The following is a 25,091-nucleotide window of genomic DNA, read 5'->3' on the forward strand; positions in this document are numbered from 1 at the left end:
GAACATGTGTTGCAGTACGCACACCGTATTGGTATGGTGAACATGTATTCGAAGGGTGATCGGGGAGGGGGGTCTGATGGCCGAGGTTGACGCCGCCGGGCCGGGCATCGCCGGGCGGTTGCCCGATTCCCCGCTCGAGTTGGCGGAGCTGATCGATGTTGCGGTGGCGAAGCTCGCCGGGTCGTCGTTGGGCGTGCTGTCCGAGCAGCAGGTGATTTCCTGTGTGGAGACCCTGGAGACGGCGTGGCGTCGCGCTGCCGGAGTGAATGCGGCGCTGTATGTGGAGATTGCCGGCCGGGCGGCGTACACCTTGGTGGGTCACCGGTCGGTGAAGACCTTCTATGCCCAGTATTTGCGGTTGGGAACCGTGGAGGCGAAGCGACGACGGGAGGTGGCCGAGGCGATCGGGCCGTTGAGCGCGGTGACCGGGGAAGCGTTGCCGCCCAAGCGTGGGTCGGTCGCGCAGGCCGTCGGTGCGGGCGCGGTTTCGGCTGATCATGTTTGCGAGATCGAGACGGTGCTGGGGCGGGTTCCGTGCGCGACGTCGTCAGAAGAGGTGGATACCGCGGTCGAGATCTTGGTGGGGGCGGCACGCGAGGTCGCCCCGTCGGATTTGCGGCCGCTGGGGCAACGATTGTTGGCGCATCTGGATCCGGATGGAAAGCTGACCGACGACCGGGATCGCCGGCGGATGCGGGGAATCGTCATCGGCCGGCAGGATAAGCGGCTGATGAGCAAGATCTCCGGGTATCTCACGCCGTCGTTGCGTGCGAAGCTCGAGGTCGTGCTGGACAACTGGGCCAAGCCCGGGATGAACAACCCGGCCGACCCGGATTCGCTTCGCGGTTCGTTCTCCGAGTTGGGTGAGGCGGACCGGGAGGCGTGGGCCGATGCCCAGTGCCGTGACGGGCGGTCGGCGGCCCAGCGTCAGCACGATGGGTTGGAACACGGTCTCGACTGGATCCTGGGTCATCAAGCCTTGGGGCGCCCCACCCGGATCCCGGCGCAACTGGTGATCACCGTCGAGGAAGGGGATCTGGCCCGGCGGGCCGGGGTCGCGACGACGGCGACGGGATCGATGATTCCGGTGGGTGATCTGATCGCGGTGGCCGCCGATGCGGTGCCGTGGCTTTGCGTGTTCACGTCCTGCACGCGTGAAGTCCTGGCCTTCGGCCGCGGTAAGCGCCTGGCCACCATGGCGCAGCGCCTGGCCCTGTTCGGCGCCTATCTGGGATGCACCCGGCCCGGCTGCACGCGGCCGTTCTCCCATACCGAGGCCCATCACGGCCTGCTCGACTTCGCCAAGGGCGGTGAGACCAACCTCGACGAACTCGTCCCCGCCTGCGGACCGGACAACCGCAACGTCGGCGACCGTCCCGGACAATGGGAAACCGGACCCATCACCAGCGGCCCCGACACCGGCCGGATCGGTTGGCGGCTCGCGGGCAGCGGCACCGCATACCGTGTCAACCGGGTCCACGACCCCGGTCCTATCTTCGCGAGACCGCCGCCCATGACCTACCGGGCAATCACGAAGTCCCAGCGACCGGCCACCGCCTATCGCGACATCATCGCAGGTAGAAGACGTGCTGCAGCGGGTCGTGAACGCGGCGTAGAGGCCCGGGACGACCCGGGCGCTACGTGGTCTCGATGAGCTGCTGTGGGGTCTTACCCGTCGTCTGGAACACGACCCGGCGTCCGATGAGTACGGCGTGGTCGGCGAACCGCTCGTAGTACCGGCCGAGGAGCGTGACGTCGACGGCCGCCGCGACGCCGTGGCGCCATTCTCGGTCCATCAGGACCGAGAACAGGTGGCGGTGCAGGTCGTCCATCGCGTCGTCGTCGTCCTCGAGTTGGAGCGCGTCCTGCGGGTCCTGGGAGTCCAGGACCTCCCGCGCGGCATGCGCGAGTTTGACGGCCAGCCGGCCCATCTCCGCGAAGTAGCCGTCGACCTCCTCGGGGAGGGTCTTGTTCGGGTGCCGCCGCCGCGCGACCTTCGCGACGTGGAGCGCGAGCGCCCCCATCCGGTCCACGTCGGCGACGATCTGGAAGCCGGTGACGGTGGCGCGCAGATCGGCGGGTTGGGGCGCCTGCTGCGCGAGGAGGGCGAAGGCCTGTTTCTCGGCCTCGGCCGACATCTCGGTCATCCGGTCGTGATCGGTGATCACCTGTTCGGCGATCGGCAGATCGGCCTGCAGCAGTGCCCTCGTCGCAAGATTCATGGCCCCCCCGGCGAGTTCACACATCTCGCCGAGGATTCCGTTCAGCGCGGCAACCTGTTCCTGGTACGCGCTGGTCTTCGAGGACCGCTTACGCATGACTCCACCCTACTGGTGTCCGGATCGTCCGAGTCGTGCGCAATGCCGAATCGACCGCGATCGGGCTTATTCGCAGCGCGCGTCGCCGGCGTTGGTGACGGCCAGGTCGCTGGGCAGATCGGCGTCGACGACCCGCGCGGGCAACTGGTCGACGGTGATGTGCGTGCCCGGCTTCGCGTAGGACTTCAGCTGCGTCGACGTCGTGTAGTCGTTGCCGAGGATCACCTCGACGCCGGATTTCACCGAGCGGTCGGCCTGGATCTTGGCGCCGGGGAACATACGGGCAAGGGTGCCGGCGGCGTCGCGCTGGTCGGGGCCGTAGCGGACCACGGTGTGGTCCACCTTCGTGTTCGAGTCGGCGATGCCGCGCACCTCGAAGCCCCGCGCGGACAGCTGCTCTTGGGCGTGCTGGGCCAGGCCGGACGTATCGGTGCCGTTGAGGATGCGCACACCGACATTCGACGGGGTCATCGCCACGACGTTCGTCGTCGGCGACACCGGCGGCGCGCCGGGGGTCGACGGCTGACCGCTCTTGTCGTCCTTCGTCTTCGTCGGCTTGGGCTTGGGCTTCTCGCCGGGCAGCGGCTGATCGGTGATGATCGCGTCGAAGAGGGCGTTGATGTCCTCGGTGCGCGGGATCTCGTTGTTCTGGCCGTCGGTGCTGGTGCCCGAGGTCGGGATCGTGATGAAGGTGACGCGGCCGGCCTCGATGCCGCGCATCGAATCGGCGAGGTTGAGCAGCGACTCGGTGTCGACGTTGTCGACGTAGCTGTTCTGGGTGAAGGTACGTGCCACCCGCTGCAGCTTCGCGGGGTTCGACAGCACGTTGGAGGAGAGGGTGGAGCGCAGCAGCGAGGACATGAACAGCTGCTGACGGTGGATGCGGCCGTAGTCGCCGTTGCCCTCGGTGGAGACCATCCGGGCGCGCACGTACTTGAGCGCCTTGCGGCCGTTGAGCTTCTGGCGGCCGGCCTTGGGCAGCACGGTGCCGATCTCGTAGTCGTAGAGCGGGGTGGTGGAGCAGACGTACACGCCGCCGACGGTGTCGACGATCTTGCGGAAGGCGACGAAGTCCATCCCGATGAAGTGGTTGATGTTGAGGCCGCTGATCTTCGTGATCGTCTTGACCAGGCACTTCGGTCCGCCGACCGCGTAGACCGAGTTCAGCTTGACGTCTGTTTCGCCGGTCACCTGCTCCCCGGTGTACTTGCCGCTGTCGTCGTTGAAGCCCTCGCAGTCGGGCCGGTCGACGGCCAGGTCGCGCGGGAAGGAGACGGCGACGACGCGGCTGCGGTTCGCCGGGATGTTGATCAGGATGATGGTGTCCGAACGGGCACCCTCGGTCTCGGTGGCGTCACCGGCGCCGAACTTCGCGTTCTTACCCGCACGCGTATCGGTGCCGACGATCAGATAGTTTTCGTCGCCGTACTGCTGGTCCTTGCGCGAGATGTTCTTGTCCTCGCCGTCGATCGCCTTGACGTTGCGCCACGAGCTGTTGACCGACCCGTTGACCGCCCAGGCGACGCCGGTGCCGACCAGCGCCAACGTGCAGGCCACCGCGGTGATGACCCGACCGGCGATCCGCGCGTCGCGGCGGATCAGCTCCCGGCGGCCCCGCTCGGTCAGCCGGCCCTTGGTGGCCAGTTCGACGGGGTCGGGGGTGCGCTGCAGCACCTGGTGGCGCGATTCGGAGCGGACCCGGCGGTGGGTGGCGGTCGACGACAGGTCGACGGGCTGGTCCTGCGCGCGTCGGCGGACGACGGGGATCGGCTGCGTGACATCGTTGTTCCAGGGGCCGCCGTCGTCGATGCGCCGGTACACCGGCTGGCTCTGATCCATCCACTGCGAGGTGGTCGGCCGATCCTGCTGGGGCTCGCGCGGCGTCGCGTCCAGCTGCTCCATGAGCTCGCGGACGGTGAGCCGGGAGCGCGCGCGAACGATCCGGTCGCGGCTGGCCGGCTCCCGGAGCACGTTGGGGTCCGGGGCGCCGGACTGCGGGTTGCCGGAAGAGGGAGTCACCCGGGTGCCCGGAGGCGTGTCGGGTCCCTGGGCGCGCCGGCGTCGGCGTCCGCCCGGGAACTCATCACCCGGTGGCTGGTGGCTCACGGTCTTCCTTCGTGTCGGGGAGCGCGTTTTGGGCGCACGTCAGTGGTAGATGGTACCGGCGTTACCTGAGAGACGTCGGTGCTTAGCCGCCCGAGTGCATCACATCGGCGGCGCGCGGGACGGCGGTGTCCTCCGGGTCGTCGAGCCAGCCGTAGGGCAGCGACACCTTTCCCGGTGAGCCCTGTCGGCCGCGCGGACCGCCTGCATCGGCCGGGAATGGCACGTCGGGATCGAGCTGGGCGACGAGGGCGTCGACCTCGGCCACGGTGGAGACGGCGGCGAAGCTGCGCCGCAGGTCTCCGCCCACCGGGAATCCCATCAGGTACCAGGCCATGTGTTTGCGCAGGTCACGCAGGCCGCGATCCTCGCCGTGGTGCTCGGCGAGCAGGACTGCGTGGCGCCGCATGATCTCGCCCACCTCGCCGAGCGTCGGCGGCGTCGGGATTTCTTCGCCCCGCAGCGCGGCGGACAGCTCGGCGAACAGCCACGGTCGGCCGAGACAACCTCGACCGACGACGACGCCGTCGCACCCGGTCTGCGCCATCATGGCCACCGCGTCGTCCGCGCTGAAAATGTCGCCGTTCCCGAGTACTGGGATCTGCGTCACAGCCTCTTTCAGCTCGGCGATCGCGTCCCAATCGGCCTGTCCGGAATAGCGCTGCGACGCGGTGCGGGCGTGGAGTGCGACTGCCGCGCACCCCGCCTCCTGCGCGATGCGGCCGGTGTCGAGGAAGGTCAGGTGGTCGTCGTCGATGCCCTTGCGGAACTTGACGGTGACCGGCACGCCGTACGGCTGCGCGGCGTCGACCATCTCGGTGACGATGCTGCGCAGCAGGCCGCGCTTATAGGGCAACGCCGCCCCGCCGCCGAGTTTGGTCACCTTCGGCACCGGGCAGCCGAGGTTCAGATCGATGTGGTCGGCCCAGCCCTCGCCGGCGACGATCCGGACGGCCTCGCCGAGGTTCTTCGGATCCACGCCGTAGAGCTGCATGGACCGCGGCGACTCGTCGTCGTCGAAGGCCATCATGGCCATCGTCTTCTCGTTGCGCTCGACGATCGCGCGGGCGGTGATCATCTCGCAGACGTAGATGGCCGACGAACTGCCGAATTCGCGGCACAGCCGCCGGTACGCCCGGTTGGTGACGCCGGCCATCGGGGCCAAAACCACCGGCGGATCGACCCGGTATGGGCCGATCCGCAGGAGGGTGTTCTGGGTCGTGCTGGCGGTCAGGACGCCTGCTTCTCGCGCTTGGCGGCCTCGCGGGCCAGGGAGCGGTCGCGCATCTCCTCGAAGCGGGTCGCGTCCTTGTCCAACTGATCGAGGAAGGCGGCCAGCTCGTCACGGGTCTTCTCGCCCTCGGGACCGAAATCGGTGCGGCCGAAGACGTCCCACTTGCGCAGCACCGGCATGACGACCTCGTCCAGGTGCTGGCGCAGGTCGTAGATGCCGTGCTTGGCCATCAGCACGCCGTGGCGGCGGAAGTTGGGCATACCGGCGCCGGGCATCTGGAAGTTGGTGACGATGTCGGTGACCGCGCGCAGCGTCTGGTCCGGCGAGAGGTCCATGCCGGCGCCGCAGATGTTGCGGTAGAAGACCATGTGCAGGTTCTCGTCGGCGGCGATGCGCTGGAGCATGCGGTCGGCGATCGGGTCGTTGCAGGCCTTACCGGTGTTGCGGTGGCTGACGCGGGTGGCCAGCTCCTGGAAGGTCACGTACGCGACGGAGTGCAGCAGGCCGACCTCGTCGAGGTCGCCGTACTCGTTCTGCAGATCCTCCATGCGGTCGGCGGCGACGAGCACCGGGTCGTAACCGTTGGTCATGTGGATCATGCGCGCCTCTTCGAGGGCGACCGGGTCCACGCCGCGGGTGACGACGAGGTAGTCGCGCATCACGATGCCGTGGCGGTTCTCCTCGGCCGTCCAGCGACCGACCCAGTGGCCCCACGCCGAGTCCATCGAGAAGTTGTCGGCGATGACGCGGTGGTACGAGGGCAGGTTGTCCTCGGTGAGGAGGTTGGTGATCATCGCGGCCTTGGCGACCTCGTCGAGCTGCGACTGCTCGGGGTCGTAGTCGGTGCCGCCGAGCGCCGCGTAGTTCTGGCCCTCATCCCACGGGACGTAGTCGTGGGGGTTCCAGTCACGGGCCTGCTTGAGGTGGCGGTTGACGTTGTCCTCGGCGACCGGGGCCAGTTCGGTGAGGAGCTCGAGCTGCGTGAGTGCGCGTGCCATGTTCTGGGACCTCCGAATGGATGTGGGGTACAGCCGAGCAGCGGGGCCCGGACAAGGTATTCAGCTTCCAGCCTACGGCACTACCCCCGACGACCCAAGTCGCTGCGACGCGCGCGGTCCGGGGTCCCCGCCGCGTCAGGGGCGCTCGAACATCTTCCCGACGGTGTCCATCCATTGCTGGGCGGCATCGTCGATGGTGCCCAGTTCAGCGGCCTTGCGGCACCACTTCGCGGCGGCTTGGACGAACAGCATCGGGTTGTACACGTCCTCCTCGCGGCTCCACAGGCCGTCCCCCGCGTAGGTGAGGATCGTGATGTTGGTGGCGGTGATGATCGTGCCGTCGCCGGGATCGCGCATCGGGTTGTCGACCTCGCAGATCACCCGCGACGTCGCCGGGTCGATGACATGCCAGAGCGACGGGTAGCCGGTCATGTGGCTGCCGGGGAAGGAGTGCATGGTCTTGTTGATCCAGACGCGGATCTCCTCGCGCCCCTTCATCGTCCCCATCGCGTGCTCGACGTAGTCGGCGTCGACGGTGAACTGGTCGGCCCACTTGTCCCAGTCGTGGGTCTGTGCGACCTCGGCGACGGTGGCCTGGAAGCCCGCGAAGGCGCGGTCGAGTTCGTCGGCGGTGAATCGTGCTGGGTCGGGGGTGATCGGTGACATCGATGAATCCTAACGAGACCAACTAGACTTCCGGGGATAAATTCCGACGGGGGGATTCCGTGTTCAAGGTGGGCGACGACATCGCGGGATACCGCGTGGTCGGCATCCTGGGCGTCGGTGGAATGGGCGAGGTGTACCGGGCCCAGCATCCGCGGCTGCCGCGGACCGACGCCGTGAAAGTGCTGCGCCCCGATCACCTCGCCGACGACACGGTGCGCCTCCGTTTCGAGCGCGAGGCCGACCTCATCGCGCCGCTGACCCACCCCAACATCGTGCGCGTCTACGACCGCGGTGCCATCGACGACGCGTTGTGGATCGCCATGGAATGGGTGCCGGGCACCGATCTCGCCAAGATCCTCGCCGAACGGCCCGGCGGCCTGACATTCGACGAGGTGGCCGCGGTCGTCAGCGGGGTGGCCGCGGGTCTCGACGAGGCCCACCGGCACGGGCTGACCCACCGCGACGTGAAGCCGGCGAACATCCTGATCACCCGCCAGGACACCGGGACACCCGGAGCGGGTGGGCCGAATTCGATCGGCGCGGTCAAGCTCGGCGACTTCGGCATCGCCCGTGCCGTGGAGGACGGCGTCGGCCTCACCGGGACCGGGCTGACCGTCGGGACGATGCGGTACGCCTCGCCGGAGCAGATCAACGGCGCGCGCGTCGACGCCCGCAGCGACGTCTATTCGCTCGCCGCGACGACCTTCGAGTTGCTGACCGGCACCCCGCCCTACCCGGCGGACAGCCTCAGCGGCGTCATGGCGGCCCACCTGTTCGCCGAGGTGCCCTCGGCGTCGGCGGGGAACCCCGCGGTGCCCGCCGCGGTCGACGCGGTGATCGCGACCGGGATGGCGAAGGACCCGGCGCGACGATTCGCCGGTGCCGGACAGTTCGCGCAGGCCTTGCTCGCGGCCCTGCGCACGGATTCCGGCGCGGCAACGCTGCTGCCGATCGCGTCGCCTCCGGTTGCGTTGCCGCCGGCCGGATCGCCGTCGGCGCTTCTCGGTCCGCGAGCGGGAGCTTCGCCGATCGGCAACGGACGGCGGGGGGTCGCGGTGGTCGCCGCCTTGGTGTGCGCGGTGCTGCTCGGCGCGTCGGTCGGGGCTCTTCGGACCTCGGCGCAGACGCTGGCGGCACCGGATCGGCCCGACGCCACCGTGACGCCCTACGACGTCGAGGTCGCCTGGCAACCCGTCGCAGGGGCGACCGAGTATGTCGTCAAACGCGACGACGTCGAGGTCTACGCGGGCCCGGCGACCAGCATCAAGGACCCGCTGCCGCTGCCCGGGGTGTACCAGTACTCGGTCTCCGCCCGCAGCGCGGATGCCTCGCCCTCGCGGTTCTCGCTGAAGTCGACGCCGACCACCGTCCGCGCCGGTTGGCGGCAGGTGCAGTGGATCGCCGATCTCTACCCCGACCTCGTGCCGGCGTCGCCGTTGAGCACCAACGGGTACGACGGGGTGGGCTGCTATGCCAACGCGTCGGTCTACTTCGACAGCTCGTCGCAGCAGACCCTGACCTGTGCGAAGGAGGACGGCAAGCGCAAGGTGCAATTCTCCTTCGCCATCGCCGGCTATCCCAACGACCCGAAAGAGCGGGCCGCGGCACAGCAGGTGGCCTTCGGATTCCACACCGTCGGCCGGCCGTTCGTCTCCGCGCAGGGCAACAAGGGCACCGTCTACCGGCACACCGTGAACGACACGCAGTGCGCGGGCATCGACTTCGGGCCGGGCAAGCGGGCGTTGACGTTCGTCGACGTCTGCCTGGACCGGGGAACCTCCGACGAAGCGGTGCGGTTGGCGAAACGGATGCCGATGTGAAGCGCACGGCGGCGGTGCGCTGGGGAGCGCTGGCGGTCGCGGTCGTGGTGGCGGCCGCGATCGGGTTCGTCGTCGTGCGGATGATCTCGCCGACGGGCAGGGCGCCGAAAGCTCCGACCGGGCTGAGTGCCTCGGTCAAGGTCGGCCACGTCGACGTGGCGTGGCAGCCGGTGCCGGGGTCGGACCGGTACCTACTGCTTCGGGACGACCAGGTCGTCTACGCCGGAGCCGAGCCGCGCGGCACCGATGCCACCGTGACCAAGGGCAAGCACGTCTACCGGGTGCAGGCGCAGGACCACGGGGTGCCGTCGACGATGAGTCAGCCGATCACCGTCGAGGCGGGCGAGGGGTGGGGCGAGGGCGCGCCGCTGGTCAACCTGCTTCCGAAGCTGCTGCCGGCCGCGCCGCGTACCGACGGTCCCTGGGAGAAACTGCACTGCAATTGGCAGATCCGGCCCGGGCGCAACGAGTTGGGGCCGTCGGAGGCCGGGGCCGGCGCGGTGGGTATGCGCTACCGCCTGATCTGCGGATCGCAGATGAAGTGGGGACTGCATTCGATGTGGTTCTACTCGAAGGACGCGGTCGACGGATACCTCAGCGACGTCATCTCCAACGCCGAGGCATTCCGGTGGAACCACGGTTCCGGGTTCTACCTCGCCAGTCGCGGCGAGGGTTATCTCAAATTCGACGATCCCAAACTCTCGCTGATCGTCGTGGGCATCACCCGGCAGGACTCGAAGACGAAGGCCGGATTGATCGAGATGGCGAACCAGCTGCCGGTCTAGCTATCGCAGGTCGTCGAGCCAGGGTGTCGCCGACGCATCCGACGGGGAGCGCCAGTCGCCGCGGGGTGACAGCGAGCCGCCGGACCCGACCTTCGGCCCGTTGGGCATGGCGGTGCGCTTGAACTGGTTGGCCATGAACCGCTTGAGGAAGACGCGCAGCCAGTGGTTGATCGTCTCGTCGTCGTAATTCTCCGACCACGCCTGCCGGGCCAGATAGGCGACCTTGCGGGGCCGGAAGCCGTACCGGGTCACGTAGTAGAGGAAGAAGTCGTGCAGCTCGTAGGGGCCGACGGCGTCTTCGGTGCTCTGGATCGCGCCGTCCTCGCCGGGGGGGACGAGTTCGGGGGAGATGACGTCGGCCAGGACCTCGTGCAGCACCGCGACCGTCTTTTCGTCGTGCTGCTCGGTCTCGGCGGCCCACCCGATCAGGTGCCGGACCAGGGTCTTCGGCACCGATCCGTTGACGTTGTAGTGCGACATCTGGTCGCCGACGCCGTAGGTGCACCAGCCGAGCGCCAGCTCGGAGAGGTCGCCGGTGCCCAGGACGAGGGCGTTGTGCTCGTTGGCGAGGCGGAACAGCAGTGAGGTGCGCTGACCGGCCTGCACGTTCTCGAAGGTGACGTCGTAGTGCTCCTCGCCGCGCGCCACCGGGTGGTCGAGGTCGGACAGCATCTGCTTGCAGGCCGGGCGGATGTCGATCTCGGCACCGGAGACCCCCAGCGACGCCATGAGTTCGTGCGCCCGGTTGAGCGTCGCGTCGCCGGTGGCGAAGCCGGGCATGGTGTAAGCGAGGATGTCGCTGCGCGGCAGGCCCAGCCGGTCGAATGCGTCGACCGCCACCAGCAGGGCCAACGTCGAGTCCAGACCGCCGGAGATGCCGATGACGACCCGGTTGATGCCGGTCGACCGGAGTCGCTGGGTGAGCCCCTGCACCTGGATGTGGCCGACTTCGCGACAACGCTCGTCGAGATCGGGGCCGGGTGGCGGGACGAACGGGAAGGGCGGGACGAGGCGGCGCAACCGGCCCTCGTCCGAGCGCCGGCCAAGGGTGACCGGAATCCGGCGCAGATCGCGCAGCAGCTCCGCGTAGTCGCCGACCTGGTCGCGCAGACTGATCATCCGGGCCCGCTCCTGGCGAAGCCGGTCGAGGTCGATGTCGGCGGTGATGGTCTGCGCGACCGTCTCGAACGGTGTGGTGCGCGCCAGCAGCGTGCCGTTCTCGGTGATGAGCGCATCCCCGTCCCAGGCGAGGTCGGTGGTCGACTCGCCGAAACCCGAGGCGACGTAGACGTGTGCGGCGACGTTGCGCGCCGAATGCGAGGTCGAGAGCTCGCGGCGGTAGGCCTCCTTGCCGACGGTGACCGGCGAGCCGGACAGGTTGACCAGCACGGTCGCACCGCCGAGGGCGGCCCAGGTCGACGGTGGGATCGGCACCCACCCGTCCTCGCACACCTCGACGTGGAGCACCAGGCCGGGGAGGTCGGCGGCCTCGAAGAGGAGGTCCGGGCCGAAGGGCACGGTCTGTCCGAGCACCGTCGCCTCGTCGAGGGGGGCGTCGCGCGCCGCGGCGAAGAGGCGCTGTTCATAGAACTCGCGGTAGTTCGGCAGATACGACTTGGGGACGACGCCCACGATGGCGCCGTCGTGCAGGACCGCGGCCGTGTTGTAGAGCCCGTCGCCGATGCGCAACGGTACGCCGACGCAGACGAGGGCGGACAGGCCCGCGGTGGCGGCGCGGACGGCGTCCAGGGCGGTCAGGGCCGCGTCGAGTAGCGCATCCTGCTGGACGAGGTCGTCGACGCTGTACCCGGTCAGGCCGAGTTCGGGGAAGGCGATCACCGCGGCGCCGTCGTGGGCGGCGGCGGTCATCAACTCGATGGTGCGCGCGGCGTTGGTCGCGGGGTCGGCCAGGGCGACGACGGGCACCGCGGCGCTGACCCGGGCATAGCCGTAGTCGGACACCGATTCCCTGGTCTTCGCAGTGCGTTTGGAGGCCACGGGCCAAGCGTAGTCGGGCGGCCGGACACCCGTGTGCGATGCTGGTTCGCATGTCCGCCGCGCATCCCGGTCTGCCCGCGTTGCGGATCGGCGTCGGCGTGGCGGTGCCGGTCCTGGCACTGTCCGCGCACGGTATCGCCCACGGCGAGCTGCCCGGCGCGGCGGGAATCCTGATCTGTGTCGCACTCGGCGCCGTGCTGGCCGGGATGCTCGGCGCGCAGGCCGGGACGCGACAGCGCGACCGTCGGCCCTCGGTGGCCTCGGTCGCCGCACTCCTGGTCGTCGGACAGGTCCTCGGCCACTTCGCCGCTTCCGTCGGTGATACCGGGCACGGCGTCGCGGATCTCGGCGCAGTCGGCCCGATGGCGGCGTGGCACAGTGCCGCCATCCCGCTCAGCGCCGTTCTGTTGGTGCTCGTCGCGCATCTGTACGCACTGGTCAGCTCGGTCGTCGAGTCGTTGACCACCGCGCCGGTGCTCCCGGTCGGCGGTCGTCGCGCCGCCGTCACGACCGCGTGGCGTCCGCGCGCGGTCACCCTCCGGGCCGGTGGCGGATCCCGCGCACCCCCGTTCTCCACGACGTAGTCACCACACCGCCCGTCGCAGCCGCGGCAGGTGGATTCCTCGGCGCCCCACTCGGGTGGCGCCGCTACCTCGTTTGGAGAACAACAATGAAGACCATTTCTGCACGCGCATTGGCCGCCACCGCGGCACTCGGCCTGGTGCTGGGCCCGATCGTCGGGGCCGGTGCCGCCGAGGCCCACGTCACCGCCCGCACCTCCGGCATGGGGTCGGAGGGCTTCGGCGTCGTCACCTTCGTCGTGCCCAACGAATCCGACACCGCCGCGACCACCGCGCTCACGGTGAGCTTCCCCGCGGTCAAACACCTCTTCCCGGAGGGCAAGTCGGGGTGGACGACACATGTGACCAAGAATCCGCAGGGTGAGGTCACCGCGATCGGGTGGACCGCCGACCCGGGCACGCCGGGCATCCCGGTCGGCCAGTTCTCGGAGTTCAACGTCGCCGGCGGTCCGTTCACCGGCACGGTCGCGCTTCCGGCCACCCAGGTCTACGGCGACGGGAAGGTCGTCAAGTGGGACCAGAACCAGGCGCCGGGAGCCGATGAGCCCGAACACCCGTCGCCGACGATCAGCCCGGCCCCGGTCGCGGCCGCCCCGTCGGACACGACGGCCCGCTGGCTCGGCGGCCTCGGGTTGCTGGCCGGAGCGGTCGGAATCGTCGTCGGTGCCGCGGGTCTGCGCGGGCGCCGCGATAATGGCACCGTGAAAAAGGAATCCGATGCGTAAGCTCCTCGTCCTGCTCGCGGCGGTCGCGGCCCTCGTCCTGGGGGCCGGACCGGCGTCGGCGCATTCGCGCGTCGTCTCGTCGAACCCGGCCGACGGTGCGGCGATCGATCATTCGCAGCCGTCCGTCTCGATCACCTTCAACGAGCCGATTCAGGACAAGTTCGCCTCGGCGAGTGTCGTCGGGCCCGACCAGCATTTCTGGCAGGCGGGCGATCCCTTCGTCGAGGGGCCCGTGCTGCGCATCCCGCTGCGCGAACTCGGGCCGGTCGGGGTATACGAGGTCAACTATCGGGTGACCTCGGCCGACGGGCATCCGGTCAGCGGCAAGCGGACGTTCCGGCTCACCGTCGCCGGGCACGGTACCCCCGGCGCGGCGGCCGGCGAGTCCTCCGGCGGGATCCCGGTGTGGCCCTTCCTGGTGGGCGTCGGGGTGATCCTGCTGGCCGCGGTCGGTGCCCTGGCGTGGTTCACGCGAGGCGGGGCCGGTGGCGCCAAGCGTCGACGCTAGCCGCGCCGGGCTGATCGCCGGGGTGTGCGCGACGGCGGGGCTGCTCCTCGGGGTGGGCCTCGCCGTCGTCGTCGCGGGTTCGGCCGGTCCGTTGTCGTCGGTGTGGCCCGACGGGGTCGCGCTGGGGGCCGGGGTCCTGCTCGTCGGATTCGGTTCCCTGCCCTTCCTCGGCGTCGAGCCGTCGGCGCGGTTGATCGGGGGAATCGCCGCCGTGTGGCTGGTGGCCGGCGTCGCCGGTGTGTGGTTGTCGGCCGGGGAGCAGGCGGGGAGATCGCCGCTGCGCATCTCGGTGCACGAGTTCGCCGACGCGTGGTCGGGACGGCCGAGTCAGCTCATCGCGACGGCGTGCGCGCTGGCCGTCGCGGCGTGGGCGATCGGCGAGGTGACCGGCCGGTTGTCGATCCATCCGGGGGTCGTCGCCGGGATGGCCGGGATCGGCGTCGTCGCCGTGGCCGTTGCCGGGCATTCCGGGCAGCATGAGCTCGGTCCGGTCGTCGTCGGCGTCCATGCGGTCGCGGCCGCGTGGTGGTGCGGCGCGCTGGCCGCGCTGGCCCTGACCGTTCGCGGCCGTGCCGGATGGGCGCAGGCCCTGCCGCGCTTCTCGTCATGGGCGTTGTGGGCGGTGGTGGCATTGGCGGCCAGCGGGGTGATCGCTGCAGTGATGAATATGGATCTGTTTGGCGCCCAAGGGTTCTCGGCGGTGTGGCGCAGCGGCTACGGGCGAGTCGTACTCGCCAAGACGGTCGTGTTGCTCGCGCTTCTCTTCGTGGCCGCGGTTCATCGTCGACGATGGGTGCCGCGCGCGGCCGGGCACCGCTCCACCGTCGACGAGTCGTTGCGGCGAGCGGCCCTCGAGATCGCGCTGATGGCGGTGGCCGTCGGGTTGGCCGCCGGGCTCGCCGGAACCGCGCCGCAGGGCTGAGTTACTTCTGCTCGTCCCAGGCGGCGTTGAGGACTTCGAGGATCTGTTGGGCGAAGCCGAGGCCGCCGAGGTGCGACTCCTCGGGCATTTCGAACAGCTCGGCGTCGGGCAGCAGGGAGACCATGTGCTGGCCGTGTGCGTACGGGATGATGTGGTCCTTGTCGCCGTGCCACCAGCGGACCGGTGTGGTGATGTCGGCGACGCGGAAACCCCAGTCCTTGGCGAAGACGATCGCATCGGCGAAGGGTGCGTCCATGCGACGCGAACCGCCGTGCAGCAGGTCGTCGAGGAACATGGCGCGGAACTCCGGGCGGGCGAGGAGTTCGCGGTCGCCCTTGGGGGACAGGCGGCCGTAGAGGTCGATCGCGGGCTCGGCCACCGGGCGGGCGATGGACAGGAGTGAACTCAGCACCTTGCCGATCGGTGCGCCCGCCACCTTCAGGAGTGGAGCGGTCAGTTTCGCGATCTCCACCGCGCCGCCGCCGATCGCCTCGGGGCCGACCGTCGGGGCGACGCCGCCCATCACTCCGACGACTTTGACCCGGTCGGGTGCGGCGTAGGCGGTGGCGAGGCTGTACGGGCCGCCGCCGGAGAGGCCGATCACGCCGAACTCGTCGATGTCCAAGGAATCGGCGACGGTCAGCAGGTCGCCGGTGAATTCGAGGACGTTCTCGTAGCGGTACGCCGTCGATGAGCCGACGCCAGGGCGGTCGAGTCCGATGATGCACAGGCCGTGGTCGACGGCGATCTCGCGCGCCTCGGGTGGGATCTGACGCCGCGCGCCGGGGGTGCCGTGCAGCCAGAAGTAGGGGCGCGCGGTCAGCTTGCCGAACTGGGCGAATCCCAACCGGCGGCCGTCGCCCACGGCGACGGAGCCCTCAAGCTTCGGGCGGTCGATCTCGAACACGTTCTAGAGCATGGCACAGCTCACCCCGGTCGAGGTGCAAGACGGTTCTGCGGCTCGGTTCCCGGTGAGGAGCACAGATCGCGGCGGTAGCCGAGTACATCGCTGAGGTGCAGCGTCACCCGATCTACGCCCTGGCCGTGACGTTCAGTGCGTACACCGGTCTGAGAGCGGGCGAGCTGCGCGGCCTCCAGATCGGCGATGTGATGATTCCCAAGTCGTGCGGCGCAATGGGCGCGGTGTCGGCGGTAAGTGGAGACGGGCACGCCTAAGTCAGTGCGCTCGACGCGCACGGTACCGATGGACGGATGGCTCACCGACGACCTGCGTACGTACCTGGCTGCGCACCCGCGCCGCATGGACCCCACAGCGCCGCTATTCCCTGGCAGGATGACGCGGACCGAGGCGAAGGCCGCAGGCGTCACCATCAGCAACAAGGACGCCAAACTCTCTGACGAAGAGATCGCCGCGACCTACAAGTGGGCCGACCCGATCAACACAGACAACGTGGCTGACACATACCTCCAACCCGCCTTGGCTGCGCTCGGTCTACCGGCTTCGCGGTGGCACGATCTTCGCCACTCGTTTGCGGTGAATAGCCTGACTGCGGGCGAGCATTACATGGCGGTCAGCAAGATGCTCGGGCACGGCTCATTCGTCACGACGCTCAACGTCTACGCCGACTACATCTCTGAGAACGAAGGCGGCAAGGCCGCGCCGCTTACTCGACCTCAGGTGTCTTCAGGCTCCGGCCCAGAAGGTCGTGAGTCTTCGGTAGCAGGGTCGGAGGACTCCATCAGAGCGCGCCCAGCGGTCGACAGAGCATTCATCGCCCGCACAACATCACTGGTGGCTAGCTGCATCCGATGGAAGCCCTCCCGTTCGTCATATCTGTCAAGCTGCCCGCCTGAGCGGAACTGGCGTTCTGAAACCGCCGCCTGAAGCGCGTAGGACAGGGAATCTTGGACGCTCTGCACATAGTCGTCCAAGGCATCGCCCACGACGATCCTCAGGTTGGATCGCGCCCTCGGAATCTGCGCCATGTGGCCGCTCACTTCCCAGAACGACCGATGGAATGGCTCGGCTTCCACCGACCATACGTGTGCCGAGTTGAGCTGCGACGAAGCCTCAAATCCGCTCGTCAGGATTTGCTCGCAGTATTCGGCGATCTTGGTGCGCTTCCAGTGGATCCATTCGCGCTGGTCTGCCTTTTCCAACGTCTCGGCGTGCTGCTCAGCTGCTAGACGAAGTGACTTGTTGCTCTGGCGCACAGTGAAGTACAGCGTGGCCAGGGTGGCCAGCGCGATTACGGTGCTACCGATCAGGGGAGCCCACGCCGCCAATTCGGTTCCTGCTGCCATCCGCTGATCCTCGCTCAAGGCGATGAAGGTGCAGGCTGAGTGGAGCGCTTCTTGGGCGGAATCGCACGGTCAAGCCGCCCTGGCTGAACGTAGAGGGTATCGATTAGATGCTTGACGAACTCGCGGAGTTCTTGTGCCTGCTCAATCGGTACCTCTGCCCACGTTTCCTGATGTGCACCAGCATTGCCGACAGTCCGTACATGGTCCGCGAACTTCTTGAATCCGTCGTGCAGAGTTCTGTCGACCACCATTTGCTTGACCGCATCGTTGAGGGTCTTCGCCTTCTTGGCGTCTTCGCTTCCCTTGTCCTGGACGATCTGCGCGAGCGCGTTTCGAAACATCGCCACGGCGGCGTTGGATGCCTCCACGCTTATGCATCGCGCTCCCTCATCAAAGGCGCCAGCAATGGCATCTGGCACGTCCGTCGTGTCGCTCAGGTGGCCGGGCTTCGGGAACCACAGGAGCGGTGACCACCCGTCACCTGAGCGATACTGCTCGATGACGACCGTTTCATTCCCACATCCGTGGCAGCGCAACCGTACACATTGCTGGACGGCCTGCTTGCGACCGAAGTCAGTGCGCCACTCGATATCGTCCGTTGCCATCACGCCAAAGTTGCTGACGCGCTCGCACCGAGGACACTGCCCGCTCGGGTCGTAAGAGGAGGGCAACGTGTCTGGATTCAAGGTCTCGTCATCCTCGTCTGTCGGATCGGTCGAGCCCGCAAGCACCTGTTCTGCCATAACCCAGCAGTCTATGGACAGGGACCGACAACCACGGCGCACCGCGCCGGGGTAATGCTGGGGTGACAGCGCCTTGACCTGGGACGATACGCAAGAAACCGCCCGTTACCAGGCGGTTTAGCGTGCCCCCTCTCGGGCTCGAACCGAGGACCTGCGGATTAAAAGTCCGTAGCTCTACCAACTGAGCTAAAGGGGCGGGCGTCGTCTCGGCCCGGCCGAGGACAACAGGATCGTAGTGTACCCAAACGCTGCGACGCGGTTCTGATGCCGGGCCGCTCGCCGGCCGTTTCCTGGGCAACGGGGCTGTGAGCTGGTTTCATTGAGCGCCGTGCAGACCATTTACGACCGCCTCGCTTTGATGGCCGTGACGCAGTCGCGGGTGGTCGACCCGCGCACCGTCACGGGCCAGATCCTCGTCGACATCGACGCCGATCGGTGGCCGGAGGATCCGACGGCGGGTTCGCTCGGCTACTTCGGGCTCTACGTGGCCAAGAACCCGGCGACGGAGTTCCGCGACAACGTTCTGCTCGTGTTGACCAGATTCATCGTCGACACGGATATAGATGTCAGCTTCCTGTTCTACGACATCGAGCGCGAGGCCCGCGCACTACTGGAGTGGATGGAGCAAGACACGCAGTTCGTCGAGGCCGAAATGGATCCCACACCTACCCTGTACGCCGAGGCCGGCAGGCGCGAGTCGGGTTGCTATGAGGGGGCTGCGTTGCAGTCGGGTTGTTACCGGGACCCTGACGCGGGGTGGCTGTTCACCGCCACGAAGTACGTTGCGTACCAGCGTGCGAATGTAGTCTACCTGCTGCAGTGCACGGCGACTTCCGCGTCGCAGGAGCGCGAGACGTGGCGCGAATTGACCGCCGTCGTGCGGTCGGCTCGGTTCGAGGGTTAGGGGAGGTCGTCATGGTGAGTAGAGACGTGCGCGTGGACGATCTGGAGGCGGCATTGTCGGCGACGGTGAGCTTCACCGCCGACCCCAAAGACGAGGGCTGGTATCGCGGCCAATGGGCCGGTGCGGATCTGTATGCGCGGCTTGGGAACTTTCCCGACGAGCACTTGTACTCGCTTTACCTCGGAAACGGGCGGTGGATGGATTTCACGACGAAACCCGCCGGTTGGTCCTTCGCCTCCACTGCGGATTGGCCGCCGGGCGCGCGACCCCGCTTGCCCAAGGGCTATTTCTACCCGGAGTCTTAGGTCTGGTGGCTGATCAGCCCTCCCCATGTCAGATTTGCGTGAGTTTGGCGAGCCGAGCCCGTTGGGTACAGTCCACGACATGAAACGTCGATCACCGGCCACCGTGCTGTCCGTCGCCGCCGGTGCCGTCGTGACGGTCGGACTCATCCCCGCGACGATCGGCCCAGCGGCGGCGGACGACATGGGCAGTTCGTCGGGCGCCCCGGGCGACAACGCGCCCACCAGCGTCCAGGTCGATTCCAGCCGATACGCGACTCCCGGCGGACACGGCAATTTCCGGTGGCGGTACTCGGCGTCGAAGAAGAGTCTCTGCGGCATCTATCCGACCGGCTTCTCCTACACCGTTCGCTGCGCCGCGAAGTTCCGCGCTCCCGAAGGTGCCGACTCGACGTCGAAGTACGACGCCGTCGAGCTGGGGCGCCGCGGTGTCCGGCGGACGACCACCGACGGCGACACCTATCCGGGCGCGAAGCGGCTCTTCCCGGGCCACACTATCTCCGTCGTCGGAATCGAGTGCACGGCATTCGAGCACGCGACGATCACCTGCAAGACCCGCCGGGGTGCGTTCCGCATCGTCGGCGGAGTCGTGCAGCGCTGATCCGACGCCGAGTCCGGGTTAGTCGCCCGGGCGTAGCCCGCGCAGTCGTCCCGCCGCCTCGCGCAGCACCTCGTCGTGCTTGGCGAACGCGAAGCGGACCAGATGGCGCCAGGGCTGCTCGTCGTCGACGAAAGCACTGACCGGCACGGCGGCCACCCCGATCCGCTCGGGGAGTTCGCGACAGAAGCGCGCACCGTCGTCGAAGCCGAGCGGGCGCGGGTCGGCGCAGACGAAGTAGGTGGCCTCGCTGCGGTGGACGACGAATCCGGCGTCGTGCAGCGCCGACGACAGGATGTCGCGCTTGTCCGCCAAGGCCTCGGCCGAGCGTGCGACCCACGCCATCTCGGTGTCGAGGGCTTGTGCCACCGCTGGCTGGAACGGCCCGCTGCCGACGTAGGACATGAACTGCTTGGCCGCCCGCACCCCGGCGACCAGCTCCGCCGGCCCCGACGCCCAGCCCACCTTCCAGCCGGTGCAGTTGAAGGTCTTCGCGGCGCTGGAGATTCGCACCGTCCGTTCGCGCATTCCGGGGAACGTCGCGATGGAGCGGTGGGTGCGGCCGTCGAAGAGGAGGTGTTCGTACACCTCGTCGGAGATGGCGATGGCGTCATGTGCGCGACAGAGGTCGGCGATCGCGGCCAGATCGTCGTCGGAGAGCACGGTGCCAGTGGGGTTGTGTGGCGAGTTGACGATGATCGCGGCCGTCTGGGGGCCGAAGGCACTGGAGAGCGCGGTCCGGTCGAGCCGGAAGCCGTCGCCGTCGGGAATCATCGGGACTATTCGCCTGGTGGCACCGGCCATGGCGACCGTGGCGGCATACGAGTCGTAGTAGGGCTCGATCAGGACGACCTCGGCGCCCGGTTCCACCAGCCCGACGACGGCACCCGCGATCGCCTCGGTGGCCCCGACCGTGACGAGCACTTCGGTGTCCGGGTCGTAGTCCAGGCCGTAGTGGCGGCGCTGGTGATCGGCGACGGCGCGGCGCAGCTCCGGCACGCCGATGCCAGGCGGGTACTGGTTGCGGCCGTCGGCGATCGCGCGCTGTGCCGCTGCGAGCATGCTCGCGGGGCCGTCGGCATCGGGGAATCCCTGGCCCAGGTTGATCGCATCGTGCCTGGTGGCAAGGGCAGACATCTCGGCGAAAACGGTCTCGCCGAATGGGCGGAGGCGGGCGACGGTCATCGCTCAACGGTGGCACAATGGTGATCGTTGGCACCACGCCACCGACCGATTTGTGTTTGCGCGTTGCCGTGTCATAAGCTGATCCGGCTCCCCACGGAGAACACCGGCCCCCTTCGTCTAGCGGCCTAGGACGCCGCCCTTTCAAGGCGGTAGCGCGGGTTCGAATCCCGTAGGGGGTACGCATGAGGTGAAAGCTTCAAGCACCAGGCCCTGTGGCGCAGTTGGTTAGCGCGCCGCCCTGTCACGGCGGAGGTCGCGGGTTCAAGTCCCGTCAGGGTCGCTCAAGGTTTCGGTATCAACCGGCACCGCCTGGCCAGGTAGCTCAGTTGGTACGAGCGTCCGCCTGAAAAGCGGAAGGTCGTCGGTTCGATCCCGACTCTGGCCACGTTGAGAAAAGCCCGCCGGCGATGCCGGCGGGCTTTCCTCATTCCGTCCCATTCCCCTCACGAGGGCCTATGCGGTGTCACAACTGGAGGTTGAGAACCCGCGAGGTGAACAGCACCAGCCCGAGGGAGATCGTCGCGACCGCGACCAGACCGGCAACCGCGACCGCGAGCGGTCGCCATCCCGCCCGAGTGAGCGCCTTGATGTCCAGCGACAGGCCCACCCCGGCGAAGGTGAGTAAGAACGCCCATTTCGACAGATTGCCGAGATTGGCTATCTGTCCCTTGTTCAGGACGTGCACGGTGGCGAGGAGCGATACCGCCAGGAAGCCGAGCACGAACTTCGGGAACTTGGCCCAGACGAACCGTGCCTTGGCGCCCACACCGGGTGCGAGTTTGTCGGCCTCCCCGCGTGCTGCCCAGAACAGGGCGAATCCCAGGACGACGAAGCCGATCAACGCATTCCGCACGGACTTCACCAAGACCGCGTGCTTGCCGGCTTCCTCGGAAAAGGCGTAGCCGGTGGCGGTGGTCTCGGCGGTGTTGTCCACCGAGAGTCCGGCCCAGAGCCCGAACTCGTGATCGGTGAGCCCGATGGCGTGCCCGAGGGGCGGCAGGACGAACAGTCCGACAGCGCCGAGCGCGAGGATCGCCGCGATCGCATAGCCGACCTCGGAGTTCCTCGCCCGGATCGCGCCGCGCGCGGCGATGATCGCCGAGACCCCACAGATCGAGGTGCCGATCGCGAGTAGGGAGCCGAGTTTTCCGGACAGTCCGAGCCAGTTGGCGACCAGGAGGATGACCGCACCGGCGAGCGTCATATCAACGAGGATCTGCACGAGACTGACGCCGCCGAGCTTCGCGATGTCCCCGAGCACGAATCGCGCGCCGAGCAGCACGATGCCGACCTTGAGCCAGAACTCGAATGTCGCGACGCCGGGTCGGAAGATGCGGGGCAGACCGATCACGTTGGTTATCAGCAACCCGATGACGATTGCCCACAGCACGTATTCGATGTCGGGAGCGCGCCAGTGCTCATGCTTGGCCAGCGCATTCCACCAGATCTGGGCATATTTCCCGAGTAGTCCGACCGCTACGAGTAGGAGTACGCCGGGAATGTAGTCCAGAATGTTGCGGCTGGCGAATATCTCGGATTCGTCGACGAATTCCTCGTCGTCGAAAGCGATACTCTTCTTCGTGGTCTCGTTGGTAGTCATCGGTCGATCACCAGCCGATATGCGGTAGTACGTCGAACGCTGCCAAGACGACGAATATCCCGGCCACGATCACCGCCAACCAGTCCACCCCGAGTCGTGGTGTTCTCGGTTCCTGTCCTGCGTACCCGTCACCGGGAGTCGAAGTCATAGTTGTCATACCTCCGTTCGCGTGAATGCCCTATCAGCTAAGTCGTGACCTGGGCCGGAACCGAAGGTTTATCGTCGTGAGATTGTAAGGATTGTCCAACTCGAGCAGATCCGATAGAACTCGTTGCTCTACCTTTGACTGCATGACCACCCTTCCTTTCGACGAGCAGATCGTCGTCGTCACCGGCGGCGCTCGCGGACTCGGCGCCGCGATCACCAGGGCCTTCCTGCGCGAGGGCGCCCGCGTCGTCGTGAACTATCACTCGTCCAGGGAAGCCGCCGACGCGTTGGGCGCGGAATTCCCCGACAGCGTCGCGCCCATCGAGGCGGATGTCCGCGACCGCGCCGCCGTCGAATCCCTCTTCGCCGCCGCGGGGAAGCACTTCGGCTCCCCGGTCACCACCGTGGTCAACAACGCGCTGGTCGACTTCGCCTTCAACGGCGACGCCCGTTCGAAGGCCGACGAGATCACCTACGACGAACTCGCCGCGCAATTCTCCGGATCGGTCCAGGGGGCGCTCAACACGATTCAGGCCGCGCGACCCGCGATGGCCGAGGCCGGTTTCGGGCGGATCATCAACATCGGCACCAACCTCTTCCAGAACCCCGTCGTGCCGTACCACGACTACACCGCGGCCAAGGCGGCGCTGCTCTCGCTCACGCGCACCTTCGCCGACGACCTCGGTCCGTCCGGGATCACCGTGAACATGGTGTCCGGCGGTCTGCTGCGCACCACCGACGCGTCGGCGGCCACGCCCAAGGAGGTCTTCGACGCGATCGGGGCGGCCACCCCGTTGCGCGCGGTCACCACGCCCGAGCAGCTGGCCGACGCGACGCTCTTCTTCGCGTCGCCGTGGGGGCGCGGCGTGACCGGTCAGAACCTCATCGTCGACGGCGGTCTGGTCAAGGGCTGACGCCGGGCCGCTCGTCGACGTGCACCGGGATGGTGTCGTCCCACGGCTGGGCGTTCACCATGTCGGCGACGTTGACGTAGCCGCTCTCGAACTCGCCGGTTGCCGCGTCGACCAGGCGGTAGCGCTGGGATTGGTGCTGGATCGGCTGTCCGTCGATCAGCACCACGCGGACCTCGCCCGGCTCGAATCCACACCGCTCCTGCAACGCCTCGATGAGTTGCTCGTTGCACATGTGACCGTCGCCGAAGTTCCAGCCGATCGCGGTGCTGGTGATCCGCTCCCCGTCGGTGAGGACGTAGTCGGCCTCGTCCCGCCCGGCCATCGCGCGGTGCGCGAGGGTGAACATCGCGCGCCCGTGGGTGTTGAACGCGCGGAACGCATACCCCATGTACATGTACAGCTGGGCGTTCTCCGGGCTGCCGTAGTACCGCTCCATCTGTGCGGCCGGCATGGCGGCGATCGCGACGACGTGCTCACCGATCTTCGCCGACGCCGACGGCTTGACGCACCACAGCGAGGTGTCCCAGTTGCCCGCGTAGTAGCGCATCCCGGGTAGGAAGGACACTCTCCGCGGCGAGAGGTTGCCCAGCACGACGACGGCGGCGAGGACGGCGAACAGGAGGATCGGCCACGGACTCGCCAAGTCGGTGAGCCCCACGCCGGCATGCCCGACGAAGAGGAACAGCACGCCGAAGACCATGAAGACGTTCCACTCCAGCGGCACGCCCATCGGGATCGACGCCAGGATGCCGAAGTGGAAGGCGATCATCACCGCCGCCGCGACGGCCGTCGGCCAGCCGCCCGAGCTGAAGAACAGCACCAGCGGGACCAACAGCTCGATCGCCGTCGCCACGTGCGCGACCAGTCGGGACAGCCCGCTGGGCCGCAGGTCGTCGGGGACGCGGGTGAAGAACTTCCGCTTGAGCCAGCGTGGCCGCAGGACCGGGTTGTTCGACATCATCGTCGAGATCACGAACGGGAAGTGGCGGTTGAGCTTGGAGACGGCGGCGCCCATCCAGATCATCAGGAACACGAGCTTCGCGGCGATGACGATGTCGACGCCGGTGAAGAGGAAGGCGACGGCGAGTGAGCCGTACACCTCGCCGCGGGCGCCGAGGAAGATCGACTTGTCACGCAGCCCGCACAACGCCAGGAGGCCGACGACCGCGGCGATCTGCCACACCGGCAGCACGCCGATGCTCGAGTCCAGCGCGGGAATCGGGCCGGTACCGCCGGAACACAGTGCGACGACGAGCATCACCAGCAGCGCTGCGTAGAGGCCGACGTCGACATAGGTGCGCGTCGTCCCGCGCGTCAGTGGCACGCGGCCCGGCCACGGCGGCAGCCGGATGGTCTTCGGCCGCAGCCAATACAGCACCGATCCCATCGGCGGGAAGAAGCGGTTATTGAGCGGACCGAAACCGCAGCCCAGCCCGAGCACCTCGAACAGCATCGTGAACAGCACGACCTTCTGGAAGACGATCGGCTCGGTCCACCACGCGTCGATCTGTCCCAGACCGCTGATCCCCGGGGTGAACAGCACGATGAGGAGGGCCACGACGACGTAGGCGAGGATCTTGACGACGTAGAAGAGGTGCAGCACGACCGGCGTGCCGAAGCCGACCTCGGCCCAGTGTCGGGCCATCGGGACGATCTTCTCGGCGCGCGTACCCGCGCTCCACGCGGCGAAGTCCTCGACGTGCGGCGCGTCCTGTTTCAGGAATCCCATGTCGGCGACGCTAACACCGCCATCTAGAACGTGTTCTAGATTTGGC

23 protein-coding genes, 4 tRNA genes and 1 pseudogene are annotated in these 25,091 nt (G+C 67.9%); 15 read left to right on the forward strand and 13 right to left on the reverse strand.

The annotated features are described in order from the left end of the window. Window positions 1–76 precede the first annotated feature (76 nt). Window positions 77–1,654 (forward strand): HNH endonuclease signature motif containing protein, encoded by a 1,578-nt coding sequence (locus HUN08_RS03295; RefSeq protein ID WP_174900864.1) that lies wholly within the window; start codon window positions 77–79, stop codon window positions 1,652–1,654. Here HUN08_RS03295 and phoU read toward each other — a convergent pair. From phoU to HUN08_RS03320, 5 genes are all read right to left on the reverse strand, one after another. After that, the gene (phoU, locus tag HUN08_RS03300; protein ID WP_124248629.1) at window positions 1,638–2,318 is read right to left on the reverse strand and encodes a phosphate signaling complex protein PhoU; all 681 of its coding nucleotides are present in this window, start codon (window positions 2,316–2,318) and stop codon (window positions 1,638–1,640) included. The two genes, HUN08_RS03295 and phoU, sit on opposite strands and share 17 nt — an antisense overlap. A gap of 66 nt (window positions 2,319–2,384) precedes the next feature. Further along, window positions 2,385–4,337, reverse strand: a complete 1,953-nt coding sequence (locus HUN08_RS03305; RefSeq protein ID WP_174900964.1) for an LCP family protein — start codon at window positions 4,335–4,337, stop codon at window positions 2,385–2,387. 169 nt (window positions 4,338–4,506) lie between these two features. Continuing rightward, window positions 4,507–5,655, reverse strand: coding sequence for a tRNA dihydrouridine synthase DusB (dusB, locus tag HUN08_RS03310; RefSeq protein WP_124248628.1), 1,149 nt, complete (start codon window positions 5,653–5,655; stop codon window positions 4,507–4,509). Then, complete coding sequence (locus HUN08_RS03315) at window positions 5,652–6,653, reverse strand: acyl-ACP desaturase (protein WP_124248627.1); 1,002 nt, start codon at window positions 6,651–6,653, stop codon at window positions 5,652–5,654. Before HUN08_RS03315 ends, dusB begins: the two co-directional genes overlap by 4 nt. Window positions 6,654–6,788: 135 nt before the next feature. Then, window positions 6,789–7,319, reverse strand: coding sequence for a nuclear transport factor 2 family protein (locus tag HUN08_RS03320; RefSeq protein WP_124248626.1), 531 nt, complete (start codon window positions 7,317–7,319; stop codon window positions 6,789–6,791). Between the two features lie 68 nt (window positions 7,320–7,387). Between HUN08_RS03320 and HUN08_RS03325 the strand changes: the two genes are divergently transcribed. Continuing rightward, window positions 7,388–9,139: a serine/threonine-protein kinase gene (locus tag HUN08_RS03325; protein ID WP_124248625.1), complete on the forward strand. Its 1,752-nt coding sequence runs from the start codon at window positions 7,388–7,390 to the stop codon at window positions 9,137–9,139. Then, complete coding sequence (locus tag HUN08_RS03330) at window positions 9,136–9,924, forward strand: hypothetical protein (protein ID WP_124248624.1); 789 nt, start codon at window positions 9,136–9,138, stop codon at window positions 9,922–9,924. The genes HUN08_RS03325 and HUN08_RS03330 overlap by 4 nt, the downstream gene beginning before the upstream one ends. Here HUN08_RS03330 and HUN08_RS03335 read toward each other — a convergent pair whose 3' ends face one another. Then, complete coding sequence (locus HUN08_RS03335; protein WP_124248623.1) at window positions 9,925–11,922, reverse strand: NAD(+) synthase; 1,998 nt, start codon at window positions 11,920–11,922, stop codon at window positions 9,925–9,927. A gap of 50 nt (window positions 11,923–11,972) precedes the next feature. Between HUN08_RS03335 and HUN08_RS03340 the strand changes: the two genes are divergently transcribed. The 4 genes from HUN08_RS03340 to HUN08_RS03355 all read left to right on the forward strand — a co-directional run bounded on the left by HUN08_RS03340 (window position 11,973) and on the right by HUN08_RS03355 (window position 14,658). Next, window positions 11,973–12,506, forward strand: a complete 534-nt coding sequence (locus tag HUN08_RS03340; protein WP_124248622.1) for a hypothetical protein — start codon at window positions 11,973–11,975, stop codon at window positions 12,504–12,506. An 86-nt stretch (window positions 12,507–12,592) separates the two neighbouring features. After that, window positions 12,593–13,228, forward strand: coding sequence for a DUF1775 domain-containing protein (locus HUN08_RS03345; RefSeq protein ID WP_124248621.1), 636 nt, complete (start codon window positions 12,593–12,595; stop codon window positions 13,226–13,228). Then, window positions 13,221–13,736, forward strand: a complete 516-nt coding sequence (locus HUN08_RS03350; protein WP_124248620.1) for a copper resistance CopC family protein — start codon at window positions 13,221–13,223, stop codon at window positions 13,734–13,736. The genes HUN08_RS03345 and HUN08_RS03350 overlap by 8 nt, the downstream gene beginning before the upstream one ends. After that, window positions 13,714–14,658, forward strand: a complete 945-nt coding sequence (locus tag HUN08_RS03355; RefSeq protein WP_124248619.1) for a CopD family protein — start codon at window positions 13,714–13,716, stop codon at window positions 14,656–14,658. Before HUN08_RS03350 ends, HUN08_RS03355 begins: the two co-directional genes overlap by 23 nt. Before the next feature lies 1 nt (window position 14,659). On the opposite strand, the gene HUN08_RS03360 is transcribed toward HUN08_RS03355, so the two are convergent. Next, complete coding sequence (locus tag HUN08_RS03360; RefSeq protein WP_124248618.1) at window positions 14,660–15,565, reverse strand: alpha/beta fold hydrolase; 906 nt, start codon at window positions 15,563–15,565, stop codon at window positions 14,660–14,662. A 387-nt stretch (window positions 15,566–15,952) separates the two neighbouring features. On the opposite strand from HUN08_RS03360, the pseudogene HUN08_RS18505 reads away from it, so the two are divergent. After that, window positions 15,953–16,234: pseudogene (locus HUN08_RS18505) on the forward strand (hypothetical protein); the annotation flags it as partial. A gap of 59 nt (window positions 16,235–16,293) precedes the next feature. Here the strand turns inward: HUN08_RS18505 and HUN08_RS18320 are convergent. The 3 genes from HUN08_RS18320 to HUN08_RS03375 form a co-directional block, all read right to left on the reverse strand. Further along, a complete protein-coding gene (locus HUN08_RS18320) occupies window positions 16,294–16,923 on the reverse strand; it encodes a hypothetical protein (protein WP_301546859.1) in 630 nt (209 codons plus the stop codon). 14 nt (window positions 16,924–16,937) lie between these two features. Beyond that, on the reverse strand, window positions 16,938–17,666 hold the full coding sequence (locus HUN08_RS03370) for a DUF4145 domain-containing protein (RefSeq protein ID WP_301546860.1): 729 nt from the start codon (window positions 17,664–17,666) through the stop codon (window positions 16,938–16,940). A gap of 123 nt (window positions 17,667–17,789) precedes the next feature. Then, window positions 17,790–17,862: transfer RNA gene (locus HUN08_RS03375), tRNA-Lys, on the reverse strand. 132 nt (window positions 17,863–17,994) lie between these two features. On the opposite strand from HUN08_RS03375, the gene HUN08_RS03380 reads away from it, so the two are divergent. From HUN08_RS03380 to HUN08_RS03390, 3 genes are all read left to right on the forward strand, one after another. Beyond that, on the forward strand, window positions 17,995–18,570 hold the full coding sequence (locus HUN08_RS03380) for a hypothetical protein (protein WP_301546861.1): 576 nt from the start codon (window positions 17,995–17,997) through the stop codon (window positions 18,568–18,570). Window positions 18,571–18,602: 32 nt separating this feature from the next. Next, window positions 18,603–18,875 (forward strand): hypothetical protein, encoded by a 273-nt coding sequence (locus tag HUN08_RS03385; RefSeq protein WP_301546862.1) that lies wholly within the window; start codon window positions 18,603–18,605, stop codon window positions 18,873–18,875. A 79-nt stretch (window positions 18,876–18,954) separates the two neighbouring features. Next, window positions 18,955–19,473: a hypothetical protein gene (locus HUN08_RS03390; RefSeq protein ID WP_124248615.1), complete on the forward strand. Its 519-nt coding sequence runs from the start codon at window positions 18,955–18,957 to the stop codon at window positions 19,471–19,473. An 18-nt stretch (window positions 19,474–19,491) separates the two neighbouring features. Here the strand turns inward: HUN08_RS03390 and HUN08_RS03395 are convergent, their stop codons facing one another. Further along, on the reverse strand, window positions 19,492–20,655 hold the full coding sequence (locus HUN08_RS03395; protein WP_124248614.1) for a pyridoxal phosphate-dependent aminotransferase: 1,164 nt from the start codon (window positions 20,653–20,655) through the stop codon (window positions 19,492–19,494). A 106-nt stretch (window positions 20,656–20,761) separates the two neighbouring features. On the opposite strand from HUN08_RS03395, the gene HUN08_RS03400 reads away from it, so the two are divergent. The 3 genes from HUN08_RS03400 (at window position 20,762) to HUN08_RS03410 (ending at window position 21,040) form a co-directional block, all read left to right on the forward strand. After that, window positions 20,762–20,834 (forward strand) — tRNA-Glu (locus HUN08_RS03400). A 27-nt stretch (window positions 20,835–20,861) separates the two neighbouring features. Next, window positions 20,862–20,935, forward strand: a tRNA-Asp gene (locus HUN08_RS03405). A gap of 31 nt (window positions 20,936–20,966) precedes the next feature. Continuing rightward, window positions 20,967–21,040 (forward strand) — tRNA-Phe (locus HUN08_RS03410). Window positions 21,041–21,118: 78 nt separating this feature from the next. Here HUN08_RS03410 and HUN08_RS03415 read toward each other — a convergent pair. Next, on the reverse strand, window positions 21,119–22,255 hold the full coding sequence (locus HUN08_RS03415) for a YeiH family protein (protein WP_124248613.1): 1,137 nt from the start codon (window positions 22,253–22,255) through the stop codon (window positions 21,119–21,121). A 290-nt stretch (window positions 22,256–22,545) separates the two neighbouring features. Here HUN08_RS03415 and HUN08_RS03420 point away from each other — a divergent pair, with 290 nt between their 5' ends. Next, a complete protein-coding gene (locus tag HUN08_RS03420; protein WP_124248612.1) occupies window positions 22,546–23,316 on the forward strand; it encodes a 3-oxoacyl-ACP reductase in 771 nt (256 codons plus the stop codon). On the opposite strand, the gene HUN08_RS03425 is transcribed toward HUN08_RS03420, so the two are convergent. Next, on the reverse strand, window positions 23,306–25,045 hold the full coding sequence (locus HUN08_RS03425) for a DUF3556 domain-containing protein (RefSeq protein WP_124248611.1): 1,740 nt from the start codon (window positions 25,043–25,045) through the stop codon (window positions 23,306–23,308). The genes HUN08_RS03420 and HUN08_RS03425 overlap by 11 nt on opposite strands. Between the last annotated feature and the right edge of the window lie 46 nt (window positions 25,046–25,091).

The sequence above is a fragment of the Gordonia sp. X0973 genome (assembly GCF_013348785.1).
In the GTDB taxonomy this organism is placed as follows: Bacteria; Actinomycetota; Actinomycetes; order Mycobacteriales; family Mycobacteriaceae; genus Gordonia.